The sequence below is a fragment of the Chryseobacterium sp. SNU WT5 genome (assembly GCF_007362475.1).
In the GTDB taxonomy this organism is placed as follows: Bacteria; Bacteroidota; Bacteroidia; order Flavobacteriales; family Weeksellaceae; genus Kaistella.
In genome coordinates this window covers 77119-95051 of record NZ_CP041687.1, presented here as the reverse complement: position 1 = coordinate 95051, position 17933 = coordinate 77119, and the positions used below count along the sequence as shown (strand labels likewise).

Sequence of the window (17933 nt, the reverse complement as noted above, 5' to 3'; positions counted from 1 at the left end):
GCAGGGTTGTGTACAATTTAAATACTCACTCATTTCAATTTTGGATGCAATTTGCAAAATAACAACACAATCTTTGTGCTTGATGTTTCTGTCTGAGTTCTATTTAAGCATTCAAAAAATAAATTTATACCAATATATCATGTCAGAAAATATAGTTTTAACTACGGGAATTTATGATTTAATTAAAGATCATTTGAGAAGAAAGAGAACAACTATTCAAGAGGAGCAACTTCTATTAGATCAACTTAAAAGTGCGAAGCAGGTACTGCGTAAAGATTTACCAAATGACGTTGTTACGGTAAACTGTGAAATAAAAATAAAGAATACTGCTACTAATGAAGAAGAAAAATACCTGTTTGTACAGACCAGCAGAGAAAAAATTAAAAATGGCAAGTATTCAATTCTATCCCCAATCGGTTTGGCAACTGTTGGAAATAAAGTAGGAGATATTATTCAGTGGCCTTTTGAAGATGGAGAAAAACAAATTGAGATCTTAGGCGTAGAACATTACAACTAAATTATAAATGCATATCCGCAAATCATCAAGATTGAAAACGGAATTACATTAAAAAATAAAATAAATAGAAGCTTTCTAATCGAAGGCTTCTTTTATGAAGGAATCAATTACACTTTAGTAGAGTTGCCATTATTTTTTATTTCATTCATGATCCATTCCAGTTGAAGATCTTTTTTTTGTAAAATTTCTTGCAAAGTTGGTATCATTTCGTGGTCTGGGAGAACTCCTTTTTTAGTTTCGGTGAACTGAATTTTAGGTTGTATAAGTATTAAACCAACGGGTAATTTTAATTTTGAATTGGGCAATTTTGTGGTTGCATATCTACCCGCAACAGTTCCGTCGTTAGCACCGCCTGTTTCTTCTCCAACAAGAAATGCTCTTTTCTCAGCTTTCAATTTTGAGGAGATAATGGAAGATGCAGAAAAACTACTTCCATTAATTAAAACATATATTTCTCCAGCGAAGTGATTTCGTTTTGGTTCTTTTAATGAGAAAGTTCCTATATTTCTTAAATAAAATTTATTTTCTTGCTTTTTTATTGATAATGAAGTAGCTATTAAATAAAGCGGATAAGTGATTGCGGCGATAGGTTTGGCCAATGTTGGAACAAATTCGAAATAATCGGCTTGTATTAATGAGGAACGAGAAGTTACTTCGCCAGTAACGAATTCAAATTTTTCATCTACCAAATAAGAATAGAGGTTTCTAATTTCCGATAGAGAACCACCCAAATTATCCCGAACATCTAAAATTAAGTACTTTGCGGGTGATTTTTTCAACATTGCAAAACTTTGTCTATAAAATTTGCGGGAATAGGTTCCGGAAAAAGTTTTGATCTTCATGTAAGCAACCGTGGAATCTTTCATGGGAAACTGTAAGTCACGATTGAAACTTCTTGTAACAATATTGTAATCTTTAGTTTTGCCCGCTTGGCTTTTAGTTAGTTTTTTATTTTCCTGCTCTGTTTTTACCTTTTCTTCTTTGGTGATTTTTTCTCGATGCAGGTAAAATGTTTTTAGCTGATTTTGGTATTTCGCTTCAATTTTCACACTGTCCAGAATTCCATATTCTGCTGTGAAAAATCCTGGCCAGCTTCGCGCCAAAGAATATTTTTGAAAAGTAGTATTGAAGCCATCACTATTAACAATAGGTCTATATTTGTCGAGCAGATCTTTTACTGGAATATCTTTTATTGTTAAGATCTCCGTTCCCACATTCATGTTTTCAATTTTGTCTGCATTATCTTTCACAAAAATACGATCCTGATCGATCACAAAATTGTACCGTCCCAACAATCCTTTCTGTTTTTCTAGATCTTTAATTTCTTTCTTGGTCAGGCGTTTCTGGTAGGGGTATAATCGCAAATGTCCTTCCCTTACTTTTGCAATAATGGGTGCCAGCTTTTGGTAAAATTCATTTGGTTTTAAAGGTTTTTGAATGGTGGTTTTTAAACTGTCAAACTTATAATCCAATTCTTCTTTGGAAATATACCAATACAGTTTAGGATGCAGTTGCTCTAATTTACGATGGGTATAATCAATATCTTCTTTTAATTTTTCCACGGAAATAGGAATCTCCAATTTCTCATTATGTTTCTTCACCGAAACACAAGAAGATATGATAAACAGTGAAGATAGTAGAAGTATTCTTTTCAAAGTAAAATTTTCCTAAAAGTAGAATTTTTAAAGCAAATCGACAAACAAAAAACTCCACACAAAAAATGCGGAGTTTAAGCGGTAATTATTCTTACTTGATTTATCCTAAAACGGTAACTGTTTTTTGTAGCATTTCGTAAATTGCATCTTTACCGTTGTCAGGTTTTACATTAACCGCACGGGTTCCATTAAAATGCAGACACGTAACATAACCCAGTTGAGCAGCATCTAAACAGGTGTATTTTACGCAATAATCTAAAGCAAATCCAACAATTTCTAATAATTGAATATCATGATATTTTAAAAAATCATCTAATCCTGTTTTTACAAAATGGTTATTATCCTGAAATCCACTGTAACTGTCGAACTCTGCATTAGTTCCTTTCTGAACAATATGGGTAACTTTATCTTGATTTAAATCGGGATGAAATTCTGCACCATGAGTTCCCTGAATACAATGATCTGGCCACATAAATTGTGGAATGCCATTGAGAATAATGGTATCACCGACCTTTTTACCATTGGTAGAAGCAAAACTCTTATGATCTGCCGGATGCCAGTCTTGCGTTAGGATAATCTGATCATATTCATTATCTTTCATTAATAGATTAATATAAGGAATAACTTCGTTAGAACCTGGTACAGCAAGAGCTCCACCTTCGCAAAAATCATTTTGAACGTCAACTATTATTAAGGCTTTTTTCATATTTTAAAATTTAGATTCCGACTTAATACAATTAATTTTGTAGTAAATTTACAAAACAAAACGCAAAAGGTCAGCCAAAAGAAAGGATGAGCCAAATCGTCAAAACATACAATAAAAATGGACAATTTAGAACTTAAGAAATACCCAATAGGGAAGTTTCAGCTACCTGAGAAGATTTCTGACCAAGACCTTGATCGTCATATAAAAACACTTAAAGATTTTCCTGGTAAATTAAAAAATTTGGTAGCATATTGGAATGATGACCAGCTTGATACCCAATATAGAGAGGGAGGTTGGAAAGTTCGCCAGCTTGTTAATCATTTATCCGACAGTCATATGAATAGTTTTCTGCGTTTTAAATTAGCACTTACGGAGGATAACCCCACGGTAAAATGTTATGATGAAGCAAAGTGGGCAGAATTACAGGATTCTTTCAGTATCGATATAAAACCTGCTTTACAAATTTTGAAAGGCTTGCACAAAAGATGGGTTTTTGAACTGAAATCACTCACAAATCGTGAGTTTACCAGTACTTTTCATCACCCTGAACAAAATAGAGATATTTCTCTAAAAGAAAGTTTGGCTTTTTATGCCTGGCATTGTGACCACCATCTGGCTCAAATTGAAAACTTAAGACAGGAACATAATTGGTAGTAACCTTATAAGATCCCATATTTAGATATAAATAAAATAATATATGAGCTTTTTAAATAAAATATTCGGCAGCGATGAAACAAAAGATTCATCACCTACATTTTGGATTAACATACAATCCGAAGAAGATCTAAATAAAGCAATTGAAAAATCCTTTGAAAAAAAAGTGGTTTTATTTAAACATTCTACAAGATGCTTTATCAGTAAAACAGTTTTGAAAAATTTTGAAAAAGAAGTTCAGAGTTCTGATAAAAATGTAGCGTATTACTTTTTAGATTTAATCGCTCATCGATCTATTTCCAATGAAATGGCCGAACGATTTGGAATTACCCATCAAAGTCCACAAATGATTGTTTTAGAAAATGGAAAAGCTATTAAAGATGCTTCTCACCAAAGTATTTCCGTTTCTTTGATTTAGACATGATGAGTGATTCTCACCAAAATATCACCAAATATTTAGCTGAAGTTTTAGAAATTCCAGTTGATGCAGTCGCTGATTGTAATAATCATTATACTTATAAAAGGGTTGCTAGAAATCAACTCTTGTTAAGAGAAGGTGAGATTGGAAGTGATACTTTTTTTGTGGAAAAGGGCTTGCTTCGGATGTATTCCATTGATAAAAATGGCAAAGAACATATCATTCAGTTTGCACCTGAAAAATGGTTGATTTCTGATCGTAGTTCTGTTTATTTTAACGAAAAATCAAACTATTATATTGAAGCCGTCGAAGATTCTGAAGTGTGCGTTTTGAGTAGTGTTTTTTTCTCTAAAATGAACGAAGTATTCAAGAATACTTCTGAAAATAATGATATACTGCTTCAAAAACATATTCGGATTTTACAAAATAGAATTAATTCGTTGCTTGCAGAAACTGCCGAAGAACGGTACTTAAACTTTATAAAGATGTATCCTGATATTTTATTACGTGTGCCTCAATGGATGGTCGCTTCCTATCTTGGAATAACGCCTGAAAGTTTGAGTAGAGTCAGAAAAGAACTGGTTAGAAAAAATTTCGAACCCTCATAAAAAAAGGAACTCGAGTTGAGTTCCTTTCTTCTGCTATCTTTATAGATTTATTTACCTAAATACGATTTAAGAATTTTACTTCTCGTATTGTGTTTCAATCTTTTAATTGCTTTTTCTTTGATCTGACGAACTCTTTCTCTTGTTAGATCGAAAGTTTCACCGATTTCTTCCAAAGTCATTGGATGTTTTCCATTCAATCCGAAATACAAACGAACCAAATCTGCCTCACGTGGGGTCAAAGTTTGCAACGCTCTTTCGATTTCGATTTGTAATGATTCCAACATCAAGTCTTTATCTGGGCTTGGTGATTCACCAGAACGCAAAACATCATATAAGTTAGAATCTTCACCTTCAACCAATGGTGCATCCATGGACAAATGTCTTCCGGAATTTTTCATTGATTCTTTAATGTCCGATTCGCTCATATCCAAAACTTCCGCCAACTCCTCTGGAGACGGAGGTCTTTCGTTTTCCTGCTCCAAATGTGCATACGCTTTGTTAATTTTATTGATCGATCCAATTTTATTTAATGGCAATCTTACAATTCTTGATTGTTCTGCCAACGCCTGTAAAATGGACTGACGGATCCACCATACTGCATACGAGATAAATTTAAAACCTCTGGTTTCATCATATCTTTTCGCAGCTTTCATTAAGCCTAGATTCCCTTCATTTATTAAATCGGGCAAAGAAAGCCCTTGATTTTGGTATTGTTTAGAAACAGATACTACGAAACGGAGGTTGGCTTTAATCAATTTCTCCAAAGCCACGGTGTCTCCAGCGCGAATTTTTTGTGCCAAGTCAACTTCTTCGTCGGCCGTAATCAAATCAACTTTTCCAATCTCCTGCAAATACTTGTCGAGAGAGGCGGTTTCTCTGTTGGTAACCTGTTTGGTAATTTTTAATTGTCTCATGTAGTAAAACAGTCTACTTTAGGACTGCATTATATTATACGATTGTACATGCCAAAAGGTTACAAAGATTTTAAAATATAGGCATATATTTATTTTTTGCTGTATTCATTTTTACTTATTCGCTACTGATCGCTTACTTCATAACATATATTATAATTTTTATTTAATTTATAAGTTACTGATTTTTAGTGTTTTGTATATGGTAAGAAAAGTCTGATGTACATAAATATAAACAACGATAATAAAAGGAGAGAAGTATTAACATTTTTCCCCATGTTAAAAGAAAGTTATTTTTTATTAAAAAATTTGCATGTATCATTTATAATTGTATCTTGCACTCGTTTTTATATCCTGAAATCAATTTTTGTTCATCAATTGTTGAGTTTCATTTATAATTTCAACAGTATTAATTTTTAATTTTTTTTTAAGATGAACATTTTTGTTTCAAACATTAACTATGCAACTCAAGAACAGTCGTTGCAAGATTTATTTTCAGAATTTGGAGAAGTATCTTCTGCCAAAATTATCACAGACAGAGAAACTGGTAGATCGAGAGGTTTCGGTTTCGTTGAAATGAGTGACGAAGATGGCAAAAACGCTATCGAGTCTCTAAACGGAAAAGAATTGGACGGTAAAGAACTTAACATTTCTGAAGCTAAACCAAGAGAAGACAAACCAAGAAGAAGCTTCGACAACAACCGTTCAGGTGGTGGAGGTTACGGAAGCGGCGGTGGAAACCGTGGTGGAAGTGGAGGTGGTTACGGTGGAGGAAGCCGTGGCGGATCTAACTGGTAATATTTCCCAGAATAATGTAAGCGACTTTTTTTTAAGTCGCTTTTTTTGTGCCTAAAAATGAGATTTATTTGTTTTATTGTGCAGAATGATCACTGATTTGTAATTTCTTTGAAACCTATGCTATTATCTAAATCATTTTGGAGTCCTTTCAAAATTTATTTGCATATTATTATGAAGTAACGTTTGCCAGAATTATCACAACTCAGCGCAATTATTTTAATCCAAAAAAACGAAAGCGACCTCTTTACAGTCGCTTTTATTGTGAATAGAAATCAAGTTTAACAACTACTTAATCAATATGAAAACTGATTGAGAAAGGATTAAATAACGTGGATCGCTGTTGGGGCCATCTTTAATTTTGTTGATATTATCAAATAATATTTTAATTTCATACTTTCCGATTTTTTTAGTGATAAATAAGTGGTCGACTTTAGTTTCCCCGCTAAAAGTGTACTTTTTAAATAACTGTTCGAAATCAGGTTTTAAATTGACCGTTTCGTCATTTAACCTCAAATTATATTTAGAGTTACTTTCTGAGTTACTGAAAATACTTAATTCAAGCGTATTATCATCGAATGTGAAGGTATCGCTTTCGAATTTAGAAGCTTTAAATAAGTATGTATATTCCGAAATATTGGTAATAGAACTTTTTGCAGTTAATTCGACACTTTCATACCCATTATTTTTGATTGGTTCGTCAGCGGTTATATTGGTAAAATGCTTTTGTATCGAATTTTCTACGCCGTAATAATTCCCATTTACAATGCTTTTTTCAATTTCAGTATGAATTTTATTTGAAACTAAGGGTTTTAAAAATTCTTGTTGATTTCTTTTTGCTAAAAATTGAAATTTATCACCAACTTCACTAACCACGCTGCTTTTAACCTTTTTAGTGAAGTTTATTTTCCCATTTTCTAATAGATTATGTTCTTTTAAAGTTTGCATGAGTTCATTTTCCTGACTTCTATTTGCAACTGAAAATGCATTAAAATAAGGCATCGCTAAAGCAAAAACGGCAACAGCAAATAAACTTACTGGAACAAATTTGATGGTATCTCTTGGAATTAATATAAAATAAAGACCTACAATAGTGAGCCAAATTGCCAGCAACAGCACAAAATAGCGAGGTTCGGTATAACCGTATTCGAGAATTCTTGTAAAAATAGCGGTAAAAAGTAAGATGATCAGTGGGATCAGCGTATAATAAAATGCCTTAGAAAATATCTTAACCCAAGATCTGGCGGTTTCTTCTTTTAATGGATGTACCAGTAGAATTGCTAATATTCCAACAATTGAATACGCTAAAATTAAATAGGAGACCCAACCTCTAGGAAGTTCCCAATTAATTAAAATCTTTGCTGAATAAAAGTACAAAATGACCAAATAGATGATGAGTAAAGGAATTAGAATATACTGCGTAAAAAACTTCAGGATTACAGGATAATCCCCATCAACTTCTAAATCATGCAGTCCTTTTTCATTAAAAAGTAAAAAGATAAAAGCGCTTCCAACGATTGACAAGAAATTAAACGTATAATTGTAATAGTTGCTGTTAAAATTAAAGTCGAACAGGTTATCTATGGCTAAAATAGCAAGTAAAACACCACCGGTTAAAACGCCGGTGAATACTGCGGTTAGAAAAGTATTGATAAACAGGTTTTTATTATACCGCCAAAATCTAAGTTCTTGATTCTTATTTAAAAAAGGTATAAAAGCCACTAAGATGTGACTGAGTAAAAATAAAGGAATGAGTAAATATGCGTAAACTTCTGTAAAGTTTTTCTCTCTAACTGGAAGTAAAAAGTAAATTAAAACTAAAAATGCAATTCCCACTAAATTTAAGATCAATTCTTTTCCTATTCTTTGTGAAAGCATTTTCAGGGCGAATAGCAGCGAGATTCCCAAGGCAGAAACAATTGCTATTTTAAGATGAAAAAAATTATAGTCGTCCATCCTACCAGGACTTGCTGTAAGAGCAATACTGAAAAAGGAACAAATGAGCGCCATGGTCAGAATCATAAAATAATTCTGAATTACCGTACTTGTTTTACCAAAAACGGCCTGAATTTTTGAAATCATTTTAGTGTTTTTTTACAAAATAGAATACTCAATTATTTCTTTTTCTTCACGTTGATTTTAACTTCATCCATAGACTTCAATTTATTCTTTTTCTTCTTCTTTTTTTTCTTTTTTGTACCGGTGATTTCATTAATAAAATCGGTTAAAATAATGTCGTCAGTCGTAGTTTGTTTTAACTCCGATTCGCTTTCTACATTAGAAGTTAAAATTAGATTTTGGCTTCTAAGACTCGTGTTAAAATTTTCGACTGAGCCATCATAATAATCATTGATTAAGTTCCTTAACAAGTAATTACGGTATTCATCAATAGGAATTGCAACTTCATATTTGAAAATACGTCCCTCTTTTGTGGTTGTTAAAAATTCTTTTTCAACTAAAATCTTTAGAAAAGTGGAAATAGTATTAGCATGTGGCTTAGGTTCGGGATATGCTTCGATAATATTACGCATGTAACCTGAATTGAGATCCCATAAAACCTTCATCAATTGTTCTTCTGCAGTGGTAAGATGATCTATTTTCATAATTAAATTGCTGTTTGTATATGGGTATAAAGATAAATAAAAGATACAGAAATACCGATAAAACTACCTGCAAATACTTCGGCAGGACTGTGTCTTTTTAAGATAATTCTGCTGATCGCTACCACTACAGAAACTCCAAGCCAAAAGATTCCTATTAAGGGAGAAATTGTGAAAAAGAGTGCTGCAACAAAAATATTGATCGCTGTATGCATTGAACTTTTAATAAGGTAGTTACTGATTTGCATAAGAAGTAGTAAAACCAGTAGAAAGAACAAGACCCAATCGATTCTTTCGAATTTCAGATAGATAAATAGCAAATAAATTGAGATCGCTCCCCCGATAAAGAAATAAAGACTTTTGCGTTGCTTGCGGTTAGAAACATCGGAGTCTGAATATCTTTTCTTTTTTACATTCCACAAGATCCACCCAGATATTGGAAGAATAGTGATTAGAAAGATCGGTAAGAAATTTTGTAATGATTCTTTTAAGGAGGAGTTTTTAAGACTGTAAATCACGAAATAAAAAAGCAAGGAATTGATAGGATTGAAAACAGTTGAGATGAATTTCGATATTTTTAGAAGAGGTTCCGTATAAGATTTCATCATATATATAATAATTGCCTCAAAAGTAATATTTTTAAATGACTCAAATCTAAAGATTGTTTTAGTATGCTAGTAATAAAGACAAAGATTTTTATTATTTTTGCTGAATATTTCCAAAGAAACATGAAAGAATTTTCGCAAGAAGTTTACCTTAAGTGGTACGAAGAAATGACAATGTGGAGAAGGTTTGAAGACAAATGTCGTTCCCTTTACCTAAAGCAGAAAATCAGAGGATTTTTGCATTTATATAATGGTCAGGAAGCTATTCCAGCTGGATTTACACATGCCATGGACCTTTCAAAAGACAGTATGATTACCGCTTATCGTTGTCACATTCATCCAATGGCAATGGGGGTAGATCCAAAGAGAATTATGGCAGAACTCTGTGGTAAAGCCACAGGAACTTCTGGTGGAATGGGTGGTTCTATGCACATTTTTAGTAAAGAGAAAAGGTTTTATGGTGGTCACGGAATTGTAGGTGGTCAAATTCCATTAGGTGCTGGGATTGCGTTCGCCGATAAGTATTTTGAAACCGGAGGGGTGAATATCTGTTTCTTTGGAGATGGAGCTGCTCGTCAAGGTTCTTTACATGAAACATTCAACATGGCAATGAACTGGAAGCTTCCTGTAGTTTTTGTTGTAGAAAATAATGGTTATGCAATGGGAACTTCTGTCGGAAGAACCGCTAACCATGAAGATATTTATAAATTAGGATTAGGGTATGAAATGCCTTGTCTTCCTGTAGATGCTATGGATCCTGTGAAAGTCGCCGAAGCTGCTTATGAAGCAATTGAAAGAGCAAGAAGGGGAGATGGACCAACATTTATTGAAGCAAGAACGTACCGATATAGAGGTCACTCTATGTCTGATGCAGAGCCGTATAGAACCAAAGATGAAGTTGCAGAACATAAGAAAAATGATCCTATCGAAATCGTAAAACACAGAATTTTAGAAAATAAGTGGGCTACAAAAGAGCAATTAGAAGCTTTAGAAGATAAATCCCGTGAGTTTGTAGATGAATGTGTGGAATTTATGGAGCAATCTCCTTATCCAGACGTTTCAAAAGTGTACGATTACGTATATGCGCAGGAAGATTATCCTTTTGTGGACAAGGTAGAAAATAACTAAATTGAATTTAATGATCGTAAAGGATTTTGCAAGAAATTAATTTGATAGTTTTCTCAGAATCAATTTTCATCATTTTAAATATATTAACAAATAATAATTATGGCAGAAGTAATTACCATGCCCCGACTTTCTGATACGATGACGGACGGAAAAGTGGCAAAATGGCATTTCAAAGTCGGAGATAAAGTAAAGGAAGGTGATGTTTTAGCAGAAATTGAGACGGATAAAGCGGTCCAGGATTTCGAAACAGAGTTCAATGGGACTTTATTATATATCGGAACAGAAGAAGGTGACGCCTCACCAGTGGATTCTGTCTTAGCGATTATCGGCGCGGAAGGAGAAGATATCTCTAAACTCAAAGGTGGAATGGTTGATGAAGGCGTTTCTGAGAAAAAAGAAGAAAAGAAAATAGACGAGGAACATAAAACCGAAGACGAATCTACAAGCATTGAACAAACGACTGCTGAAATTCCCGAAGGAGTAGAAGTGATTACAATGCCTAGACTTTCTGATACCATGACCGAAGGTAAAGTAGCAAAATGGCACTTTAAAGTTGGAGATAAAGTTAAAGAAGGAGATATTCTTGCTGAAATAGAAACCGATAAGGCGGTACAGGATTTCGAGTCTGAGTTCAATGGCACTTTGCTTTATACCAGTGTTGGTGAGGGCGAAGCGAGTCCTGTAGATACGGTGTTGGCAATTATTGGTCCAGAAGGTACTGATATTTCAGGATTGAAATCTGGTGCTCCGAAAAAAGGGGAATCCAAACCTGCACCTGAAAAACCTTCAGAAACCATTTCTGTTTCTGAAGATAAAGAAACAGAAACTTCAGTTCAAACTTCTTCAACTGAAAGATTGGCAATTTCTCCTTTGGCTAAAAAAATGGCCGAAGACAAAGGTATTGATGTTCAGTCTTTAAAAGGGAGTGGCGAGAATGGCAGAATTGTAAAAAAAGATATTGAAAACTATCAACCAAGCGCTGGTACTTCTGCACAACCAATACAAAAAGTTTCAACGCCTGCTGCAGTAGCTGCTCCAGCGCAAGTAGCTGTCAATTTTGTTCAGGGTGAAGATTCTGAAACGCCGAATTCTCAAGTTCGAAATATTATTGCAAAACGTCTTTCTGAAAGTAAATTTACTGCACCGCATTATTATTTGATCGTAGAAATCAACATGGATAAAGCGATTGAAGCGAGAAAAGAAATTAATTCTTTACCAGATACCAAGATTTCATTTAACGATATGATCATAAAAGCTACCGCGATGGCTTTAAGAAAACATCCACAAGTGAATTCGACCTGGAAAGCAGATAAAATAATTCACCACGGAAATATCAACGTTGGTGTTGCTGTTGCAATCCCTGACGGATTGGTGGTTCCTGTTCTGAAAAATGCAGATCAAATGAATTACAATCAGATTTCTGCAGGTGTTAAAGATATGGCAGGAAGAGCGAAATCCAAAGGTTTGAAAGCCAATGAAATGGAAGGTTCTACCTTCTCAGTTTCTAACTTAGGAATGTTTGGGATCGAAACTTTTACGTCAATTATCAACCAGCCGAATTCTGCGATTCTTTCAGTGGGAGCGATTGTTGAAAAACCAATTGTAAAAGACGGACAAATTGTGGTCGGAAATACCATGAAACTTTCTTTGGCATGTGACCATAGAGTAGTTGATGGTGCTACCGGAGCGCAGTTTTTACAGACTTTGAGAACGTATTTAGAACAACCTTTGACTTTGTTGCTCTAAGTTTCAAACGATACTTAAATGAATCCTTTCAATTAATTTTGGAAGGATTTTTATTAGGGCGCAACCCTCGCCATTGCTTTTCCTACCCCTCGGGTCGGTCTGCGTGCAGTCGTTCTTTTTATTTTTTTCAAAAATCAAAAAGGAACTCCAACAATGCACTTCGCCCTTGCGCAAAAACTCGTAAAAATTAACTAGATATCAAAATCAATTCACTATTTTTGAAACCATGATTAAAGCGACTAATATTCATAAATTCTACGGCAATTTAGAAGTGTTGAAAGGAGTGGATATCCACATTCAGGAAGGAGAAGTGATCTCTATCGTCGGCGAATCCGGCGCTGGTAAATCGACTTTACTGCAAATCCTGGGAACACTTGATAAACCTAGCAATCCCAATAAATTTAACACCACACTCGAATTGGCCGGCCAGTCCTTTGTCAACATGAGCGACCGACAATTGTCGCGGTTCCGAAATGAAAATATTGGATTTGTATTTCAGTTTCATCAACTTTTACCTGAATTTTCAGCTTTGGAAAATGTTCTTTTACCAACCAAAATTGCTGGAAAAAATGAAAAAGAATCTTTGGATAAAGCATATTCTCTTTTTGAAGATTTAAATATTGCACATCGAATTCATCATAAACCTAATGAAATGTCGGGTGGTGAAGCCCAAAGAACGGCTGTTGCAAGAGCATTAATCAACTCTCCAAAAATTATTTTTGCCGATGAACCCACAGGGAATTTAGATTCAAAAAATGCAGATGATCTGCACCAACTTTTTTTTGATTTAAGAGATAAATATCATCAAACTTTCGTTATTGTTACCCACAACACGCATCTTGCAGATACGACAGATCGTAAGCTTGTGATGAAGGATGGACAAATTATTTAAAATCTATGAACGATTAGCAATACGAATTTTATTAAATTAGTAGATCTCAATTTTTAATTACTAATTATTAATTTTTCATCATTCAAACCATGTCTATTAAATTCCTTGCTGAAGACGACCGACCCAGAGAAAAATTTTTACTAAAAGGTAAGAATGCTTTATCTGATGCTGAATTATTGGCAATTATTATGGGAAGCGGGAATAGAGAGGATTCTGCAGTCGAGTTGGGAAGAAAAATACTACATTCTGTTTCAAATAACTGGCATAACCTGTCTCTAATGCAGATTTCTGATCTAATGAAATTTAAAGGAATTGGCGAGGCAAAAGCGATTTCAATTGCAACAGCTTTAGAGATTGGAAGAAGACGAGCCTCACAAGAAGTACCCGAAAAAGTACAGGTGAGCAGTAGCTGCGAAAGTTATAAAGTTCTTTTACCATTTTTGAGTGATCTCCATACTGAAGAATTTTGGGCGATCTATCTCAATCAAAATAACCGGGTTTTAGGAAAAAGCAAATTATCTTCTGGTGGCATTAATCAATCGGTGGTCGATGTAAGAATACTTTTTAAAACGGCTTTGGAACATTTTTCAACTGGAATTATTATAGCTCATAATCATCCGTCCGGGAACCTAAAACCAAGTTCTGAAGATTTAAAAATTACCAAGCAGATTGCAGAAGCAGGAAAAATTTTGAATATCCAATTGTTAGACCATCTAATAATTGCTCAGAATTCTTATTTAAGTTTTGCAGATGAAGGGTTACTATGATTAAACGACTTAGATATCATGAAATTGATTTTGAGAAATACCAACATTGTCTAGAGAATTCTTGTCAGCGCAATTTTTATGTTCAAAAAGAAATCCTGGATTTTCTATGTGAAGGGTGGGAACTTTTGGTATATAGAGATTACGAAGCAGTTATGCCGGTACCGGTTAAGAACAAATGGAAGATTACTTTTGTAGTAGCACCTATTTTTTGTCAACAATTAGGAGTATTTAGTAAAGACGACAATAAACAAATTAATACTGCTTTCTACGATTATCTCAGTCGGAATTATCTTATAATATCCTATCCATTCAATTATAAAAATTCTTTCGATATAGAAGTCTTGTGTAAAAAGAATTATATTATTCCTAAACGCGACTATTCTGAACTAAAAAGAAATTACATGAAAGGTAGAAAAGCAGTTCTCCCTAAAAGTATAAAGTTGTTGGATTACCGCGTTTTATCAAATGATGATAATCGAACAGATTTTATAAAATTACATTTCAAAGGATTGCAAAAAACCACAGATTTGAATGGTTTTATCGATTTTATGGAATTTCTTGAATACAAAAATTCACTTAATGTTTATGAAAGTTCCTATCAAAGCAAAACAGCGAGTTTGGCGGTTGTTGCACATCATAATGATCAAATGATTCTTATGGCATTGATTAATGACAAGTCACTTCAGGAATTTAATGGTGCATCGATGTTAGTCGATCAAATTTTGCAAGATCATATCGCGGAGAAAGACTTTGATTTTATGGGTGGGAATATTCGTGGAATAGAACTGTTTTTCAAAAGTTTTGGTGCGAAATTACAAGAATTTGCAGTCATTGAAAATACAAAGAAAACTCTCATTAAAAATTTCCTGAACCTATGAGTGTACAGTTTTATAATAATGTAAGTTGGCTCACTAAAATAATTCCTCTTGACCAATTTTTGCGCCAGTCTGGTCAGAAAATGATTCTGCCCTTTTACCATACGGTCAGTGATTTGCCAGCACCTCATTTTTCAGAATTAGGATATTACCGAGATCAGGAAATGTTCATAAAAGACCTTGATTTTTTTCAGGGAAATTTTGAAAGTATTGATTTACATGATTTCGGCGATTCGAAAAAAGCATTCCATTTATCTTTTGATGATGGTTTAAGTGAAAACTTTTCGCTTGTTGCAAAATTATTGAATGAACGAAAAATACACGCCACTTTTTTTATCAATTTGGATTTCATTGATAACAAAAAAATGTTTATAAGACACAAAATAAGCCTTATTCTACACCAACTTAATCACTCGGAATCAAATCTAAGAGTAGCTTCAGAATATATGAAGTGTGAAGAAATCGATCTTGAAGGTAAAGTAAAAAAAATATTAGAAGAGAAAAAAGTTGATGAACTTGCTGCTTTGTTGCAAATCAATTTCAGTGATTATTTAATGGAGCAAAGGCCATATCTTTCTACGGCGGAATTAAAAGAGATGAAGAAAATGGGTTTTAATATAGGTAACCATAGTCTTAGTCACCCTCGTTTCAGCACACTTGCTTTTAAAAATCAAAAAATAGAAGTACAGCAGGTTAATAATTTTTTAAAAAATGAACTTCTTGCAGAAGATTTATATTTCTGCTTTCCATATGGCGATGATCGGGTTGAAAATCAATTTTTTGAGTGGTTGTGTTCTGAGGGGGAAATTTTAAAATCATTCGGAACGGCGGGGCTGAAGAAGGATCACTTTCCGAATCATTTTCATCGAATCTTGATGGAATATCCTCATTTAACCGCTCAACAAATAATTAAAGGCGAATATATGTATTACTTTGCAAAAGCTTTTTTAAATAAAAATAAAATCAGACGATGATAAAAATGCTTTATAGGAAAGTAGTTCCTGAAAAAGTACGCAATCAAATTCATGTTGACATCAGGAAAATAAAAGCCTTGTTTTTAAAAGGTAATCAGTTCTATTGTCCTTGTTGTGAGAAGCCTTCTGCTAAGTTTTTGGAGAAGGGAAATGGTATGGAACTCAGAGAGAATGCGGTTTGTGCCAACTGTGGTTCTCTAGAAAGAACCCGTCTGCTCTACCTTTATCTTAAAAATGAAACTACAATTTTTGAAGGTACTCCGAATGTTCTTCATTTTGCACCAGAACAACCTTTGAAAAATAGATTGAAGAAAAATCCAAATTATATTGATGTAGACCTCAATCCGAATCTTGCGACCTATAAAATGGATATTACCAGATTGGAATTCGAAAACGAAAAGTTTGACTTTATCATCTGCTCGCATGTATTAGGACATGTTTCTGCAGAAAATAAAGCACTGCACGAGCTTTACCGGGTGTTGGGAAAAGATGGTAATTTGTTTTTACTTTCATTAATGGATCTAAATTCTCAGAAAACAATCGAAGATAAAAAATATAAAACTCCGCGAGAAAGACTTAATGTCTATGGAGAGAAAGATCTGGAACGACTCTATGGAAACGATTTTGCTGCCAGAATTGGGAATGAAAAAATGATTATTGAAAAGATTGATTATCGGATGAATTTCAGTGAAGAAGAAAAGATTAAAATGTCTTTAGGGAATGGGAAACGTGAAATTATTTATAAAGTAAGCCGAAAATAAAATATTGCATATCAAATTTGCAATATGTGTAAGGTGTTGAATTAAAATTTCCGTAAATTTGCACCCTCAAATCCTGTAATGTCGATCATATACAATTTTTTTAACACTGCCTATTTTCCTTATTTCTTTGCAGTATTATTGGCAATTCCTTTTCTAATATTACTAAGACAGTTTGTGTTTACTTACATCAAGCTGAAAGAAAATGAAATAAAATTATTGACGATAAAAGGACAATCTGAGCACCGCGTACAAGCATATGAAAGAATTACTCTTTTTTTAGAACGTTTAAAACCCGCGAATCTGGTTACAAAATTTGATGGCAGTCTTGCAGCACATGAATATCTTTTTTTAGTAGAAAAGACTATTAATGAAGAATTTGATTACAATGCCTCCCAACAATTATACCTCACGAAGAATTCCTGGAACAAAGTGGTTAACAGTAAAAATAACGTAGTGCATTTAATGCATAAAACATACGAAAATCTAAGTAGCGAAAGTACTTTACAGGATTTTAAAACTGTTTTTTTAATGAATTATATGAACGAAGACGATTATATTTCGTCATGTATTGAAGACCTTAGAAAAGAAAATTTAATTGTAAATTAAAAAATAAAAATGATACCTAATTTTAAAGCACACCCATGGCATGGAATCCCTGTTGGGGATGAATCGCCAAATGTTGTAAATGTATTTGTAGAAATTGTGCCTAGTGACACTATCAAATATGAAATCGATAAGCAAAGTGGTTACCTGAAAGTTGACCGTCCACAACAGTTTTCTAATATTATTCCTGCATTATATGGATTTATTCCTAGAACATATTGTCATGACGAAGTTTTGAAATTAGCAGTTGAAAGTGGGGCGCAAAATGTAGATATGGGGGATTTGGATCCTCTTGATATTTGTGTATTGAGTTCTCACAACATTCACTCTGGTGGTATGTTGATGGAAGCTTTGCCAATCGGTGGTTTCAAAATGATCGATAAAGGAGAAGCTGATGATAAAATTGTTGCAGTAATGAAAGGAGATCATGCTTTTGGTCATTTCCGAGATATTACAGAATTACCTGAGGCTGAAGTGAAGCGATTAATGCACTATTTCTTAACGTACAAGAATCTCCCAGATGAACCTGCAAAGTGTACCATTCATGAAGTATACGGAGCAGAACATGCCAAAAAAGTGATTCAAGCTTCGCAAAAAGATTATGCTAATAAATTTGGAGGGTAATTCCTCTGATAATATATTAATTTTAAATAGACAAATGTTTGCATTTGTCTATTTTTATTTTTTAAGAAACCATCAACAATTTAAAAAAAAAGTG

Annotated in this window: 20 protein-coding genes; 14 read left to right on the top strand and 6 right to left on the bottom strand. The window is 33.6% G+C overall.

Features of this window, described 5'->3' with window-relative positions; translation table 11 throughout:
- Nucleotides 1-139 precede the first annotated feature (139 nt).
- On the top strand, nt 140-517 hold the full coding sequence (locus FNJ88_RS00435) for a GreA/GreB family elongation factor (protein WP_143851201.1): 378 nt from the start codon (nt 140-142) through the stop codon (nt 515-517).
- 107 nt (nt 518-624) lie between these two features.
- On the opposite strand, the gene FNJ88_RS00430 is transcribed toward FNJ88_RS00435, so the two are convergent.
- Both FNJ88_RS00430 and pncA read right to left on the bottom strand, forming a co-directional pair.
- Nucleotides 625-2172, bottom strand: a complete 1548-nt coding sequence (locus tag FNJ88_RS00430) for a S41 family peptidase (RefSeq protein WP_143851200.1) — start codon at nt 2170-2172, stop codon at nt 625-627.
- A 100-nt stretch (nt 2173-2272) separates the two neighbouring features.
- Nucleotides 2273-2878 carry a bifunctional nicotinamidase/pyrazinamidase gene (gene pncA / locus FNJ88_RS00425; RefSeq protein WP_143851199.1) on the bottom strand — a complete coding sequence of 202 codons (606 nt, stop codon included), beginning with the start codon at nt 2876-2878 and terminating at the stop codon, nt 2273-2275.
- 117 nt (nt 2879-2995) lie between these two features.
- On the opposite strand from pncA, the gene FNJ88_RS00420 reads away from it, so the two are divergent.
- From FNJ88_RS00420 to FNJ88_RS00410, 3 genes are read left to right on the top strand one after another with little or no spacing between them, the layout of a single operon-like run.
- The gene (locus FNJ88_RS00420) at nt 2996-3532 is read left to right on the top strand and encodes a YfiT family bacillithiol transferase (RefSeq protein WP_143851198.1); all 537 of its coding nucleotides are present in this window, start codon (nt 2996-2998) and stop codon (nt 3530-3532) included.
- 43 nt (nt 3533-3575) lie between these two features.
- Nucleotides 3576-3950, top strand: coding sequence for a bacillithiol system redox-active protein YtxJ (gene ytxJ, locus FNJ88_RS00415; protein ID WP_143851197.1), 375 nt, complete (start codon nt 3576-3578; stop codon nt 3948-3950).
- Between the two features lie 2 nt (nt 3951-3952).
- A complete protein-coding gene (locus FNJ88_RS00410; protein WP_143851196.1) occupies nt 3953-4558 on the top strand; it encodes a Crp/Fnr family transcriptional regulator in 606 nt (201 codons plus the stop codon).
- 47 nt (nt 4559-4605) lie between these two features.
- Here FNJ88_RS00410 and FNJ88_RS00405 read toward each other — a convergent pair whose 3' ends face one another.
- On the bottom strand, nt 4606-5472 hold the full coding sequence (locus FNJ88_RS00405; protein ID WP_143851195.1) for an RNA polymerase sigma factor RpoD/SigA: 867 nt from the start codon (nt 5470-5472) through the stop codon (nt 4606-4608).
- Nucleotides 5473-5901: 429 nt separating this feature from the next.
- Here FNJ88_RS00405 and FNJ88_RS00400 point away from each other — a divergent pair, with 429 nt between their 5' ends.
- Nucleotides 5902-6267, top strand: a complete 366-nt coding sequence (locus FNJ88_RS00400; protein WP_143851194.1) for an RNA recognition motif domain-containing protein — start codon at nt 5902-5904, stop codon at nt 6265-6267.
- A 285-nt stretch (nt 6268-6552) separates the two neighbouring features.
- On the opposite strand, the gene FNJ88_RS00395 is transcribed toward FNJ88_RS00400, so the two are convergent.
- The 3 genes from FNJ88_RS00395 to FNJ88_RS00385 are packed head-to-tail and all read right to left on the bottom strand — an operon-like array spanning nt 6553 to nt 9472.
- Nucleotides 6553-8346: a DUF4153 domain-containing protein gene (locus FNJ88_RS00395; RefSeq protein WP_143851193.1), complete on the bottom strand. Its 1794-nt coding sequence runs from the start codon at nt 8344-8346 to the stop codon at nt 6553-6555.
- Between the two features lie 32 nt (nt 8347-8378).
- Entirely contained in the window at nt 8379-8867 is a 489-nt protein-coding gene (locus FNJ88_RS00390; protein WP_143851192.1) for a BlaI/MecI/CopY family transcriptional regulator, read from the bottom strand.
- A 2-nt stretch (nt 8868-8869) separates the two neighbouring features.
- The gene (locus tag FNJ88_RS00385) at nt 8870-9472 is read right to left on the bottom strand and encodes a phosphatase PAP2 family protein (RefSeq protein WP_143851191.1); all 603 of its coding nucleotides are present in this window, start codon (nt 9470-9472) and stop codon (nt 8870-8872) included.
- 120 nt (nt 9473-9592) lie between these two features.
- Between FNJ88_RS00385 and pdhA the strand changes: the two genes are divergently transcribed.
- The 9 genes from pdhA (at nt 9593) to FNJ88_RS00340 (ending at nt 17839) form a co-directional block, all read left to right on the top strand.
- Nucleotides 9593-10597, top strand: coding sequence for a pyruvate dehydrogenase (acetyl-transferring) E1 component subunit alpha (gene pdhA / locus FNJ88_RS00380; protein WP_143851190.1), 1005 nt, complete (start codon nt 9593-9595; stop codon nt 10595-10597).
- Between the two features lie 99 nt (nt 10598-10696).
- Nucleotides 10697-12343 (top strand): 2-oxo acid dehydrogenase subunit E2, encoded by a 1647-nt coding sequence (locus FNJ88_RS00375; RefSeq protein WP_143851189.1) that lies wholly within the window; start codon nt 10697-10699, stop codon nt 12341-12343.
- 226 nt (nt 12344-12569) lie between these two features.
- A complete protein-coding gene (locus tag FNJ88_RS00370; RefSeq protein ID WP_143851188.1) occupies nt 12570-13235 on the top strand; it encodes an ABC transporter ATP-binding protein in 666 nt (221 codons plus the stop codon).
- Between the two features lie 89 nt (nt 13236-13324).
- Nucleotides 13325-14002 (top strand): RadC family protein, encoded by a 678-nt coding sequence (radC, locus tag FNJ88_RS00365; protein ID WP_143851187.1) that lies wholly within the window; start codon nt 13325-13327, stop codon nt 14000-14002.
- Nucleotides 13999-14880, top strand: a complete 882-nt coding sequence (locus FNJ88_RS00360) for a hypothetical protein (RefSeq protein WP_143851186.1) — start codon at nt 13999-14001, stop codon at nt 14878-14880. The genes radC and FNJ88_RS00360 overlap by 4 nt, the downstream gene beginning before the upstream one ends.
- Complete coding sequence (locus tag FNJ88_RS00355) at nt 14877-15851, top strand: polysaccharide deacetylase family protein (protein ID WP_143851185.1); 975 nt, start codon at nt 14877-14879, stop codon at nt 15849-15851. The genes FNJ88_RS00360 and FNJ88_RS00355 overlap by 4 nt, the downstream gene beginning before the upstream one ends.
- Complete coding sequence (locus FNJ88_RS00350) at nt 15848-16612, top strand: class I SAM-dependent methyltransferase (RefSeq protein ID WP_143851184.1); 765 nt, start codon at nt 15848-15850, stop codon at nt 16610-16612. The genes FNJ88_RS00355 and FNJ88_RS00350 overlap by 4 nt, the downstream gene beginning before the upstream one ends.
- Before the next feature lie 78 nt (nt 16613-16690).
- Nucleotides 16691-17218, top strand: coding sequence for a hypothetical protein (locus FNJ88_RS00345; RefSeq protein WP_143851183.1), 528 nt, complete (start codon nt 16691-16693; stop codon nt 17216-17218).
- Between the two features lie 9 nt (nt 17219-17227).
- Nucleotides 17228-17839, top strand: a complete 612-nt coding sequence (locus FNJ88_RS00340; protein WP_143851182.1) for an inorganic pyrophosphatase — start codon at nt 17228-17230, stop codon at nt 17837-17839.
- The last annotated feature ends 94 nt before the right edge of the window (nt 17840-17933 follow it).

Coding starts and splice junctions, on each gene's coding strand:
- FNJ88_RS00435 (WP_143851201.1), top strand. CDS start 140: ATGTCAGAAAATATAGTTTTAACTACGGGAATTTATGATTTAATTAAA.
- pncA (WP_143851199.1), bottom strand. CDS start 2,878: ATGAAAAAAGCCTTAATAATAGTTGACGTTCAAAATGATTTTTGCGAA.
- FNJ88_RS00420 (WP_143851198.1), top strand. CDS start 2,996: ATGGACAATTTAGAACTTAAGAAATACCCAATAGGGAAGTTTCAGCTA.
- ytxJ (WP_143851197.1), top strand. CDS start 3,576: ATGAGCTTTTTAAATAAAATATTCGGCAGCGATGAAACAAAAGATTCA.
- FNJ88_RS00410 (WP_143851196.1), top strand. CDS start 3,953: ATGATGAGTGATTCTCACCAAAATATCACCAAATATTTAGCTGAAGTT.
- FNJ88_RS00405 (WP_143851195.1), bottom strand. CDS start 5,472: ATGAGACAATTAAAAATTACCAAACAGGTTACCAACAGAGAAACCGCC.
- FNJ88_RS00400 (WP_143851194.1), top strand. CDS start 5,902: ATGAACATTTTTGTTTCAAACATTAACTATGCAACTCAAGAACAGTCG.
- FNJ88_RS00395 (WP_143851193.1), bottom strand. CDS start 8,346: ATGATTTCAAAAATTCAGGCCGTTTTTGGTAAAACAAGTACGGTAATT.
- FNJ88_RS00390 (WP_143851192.1), bottom strand. CDS start 8,867: ATGAAAATAGATCATCTTACCACTGCAGAAGAACAATTGATGAAGGTT.
- FNJ88_RS00385 (WP_143851191.1), bottom strand. CDS start 9,472: ATGATGAAATCTTATACGGAACCTCTTCTAAAAATATCGAAATTCATC.
- pdhA (WP_143851190.1), top strand. CDS start 9,593: ATGAAAGAATTTTCGCAAGAAGTTTACCTTAAGTGGTACGAAGAAATG.
- FNJ88_RS00375 (WP_143851189.1), top strand. CDS start 10,697: ATGGCAGAAGTAATTACCATGCCCCGACTTTCTGATACGATGACGGAC.
- FNJ88_RS00370 (WP_143851188.1), top strand. CDS start 12,570: ATGATTAAAGCGACTAATATTCATAAATTCTACGGCAATTTAGAAGTG.
- radC (WP_143851187.1), top strand. CDS start 13,325: ATGTCTATTAAATTCCTTGCTGAAGACGACCGACCCAGAGAAAAATTT.
- FNJ88_RS00360 (WP_143851186.1), top strand. CDS start 13,999: ATGATTAAACGACTTAGATATCATGAAATTGATTTTGAGAAATACCAA.
- FNJ88_RS00355 (WP_143851185.1), top strand. CDS start 14,877: ATGAGTGTACAGTTTTATAATAATGTAAGTTGGCTCACTAAAATAATT.
- FNJ88_RS00350 (WP_143851184.1), top strand. CDS start 15,848: ATGATAAAAATGCTTTATAGGAAAGTAGTTCCTGAAAAAGTACGCAAT.
- FNJ88_RS00345 (WP_143851183.1), top strand. CDS start 16,691: ATGTCGATCATATACAATTTTTTTAACACTGCCTATTTTCCTTATTTC.
- FNJ88_RS00340 (WP_143851182.1), top strand. CDS start 17,228: ATGATACCTAATTTTAAAGCACACCCATGGCATGGAATCCCTGTTGGG.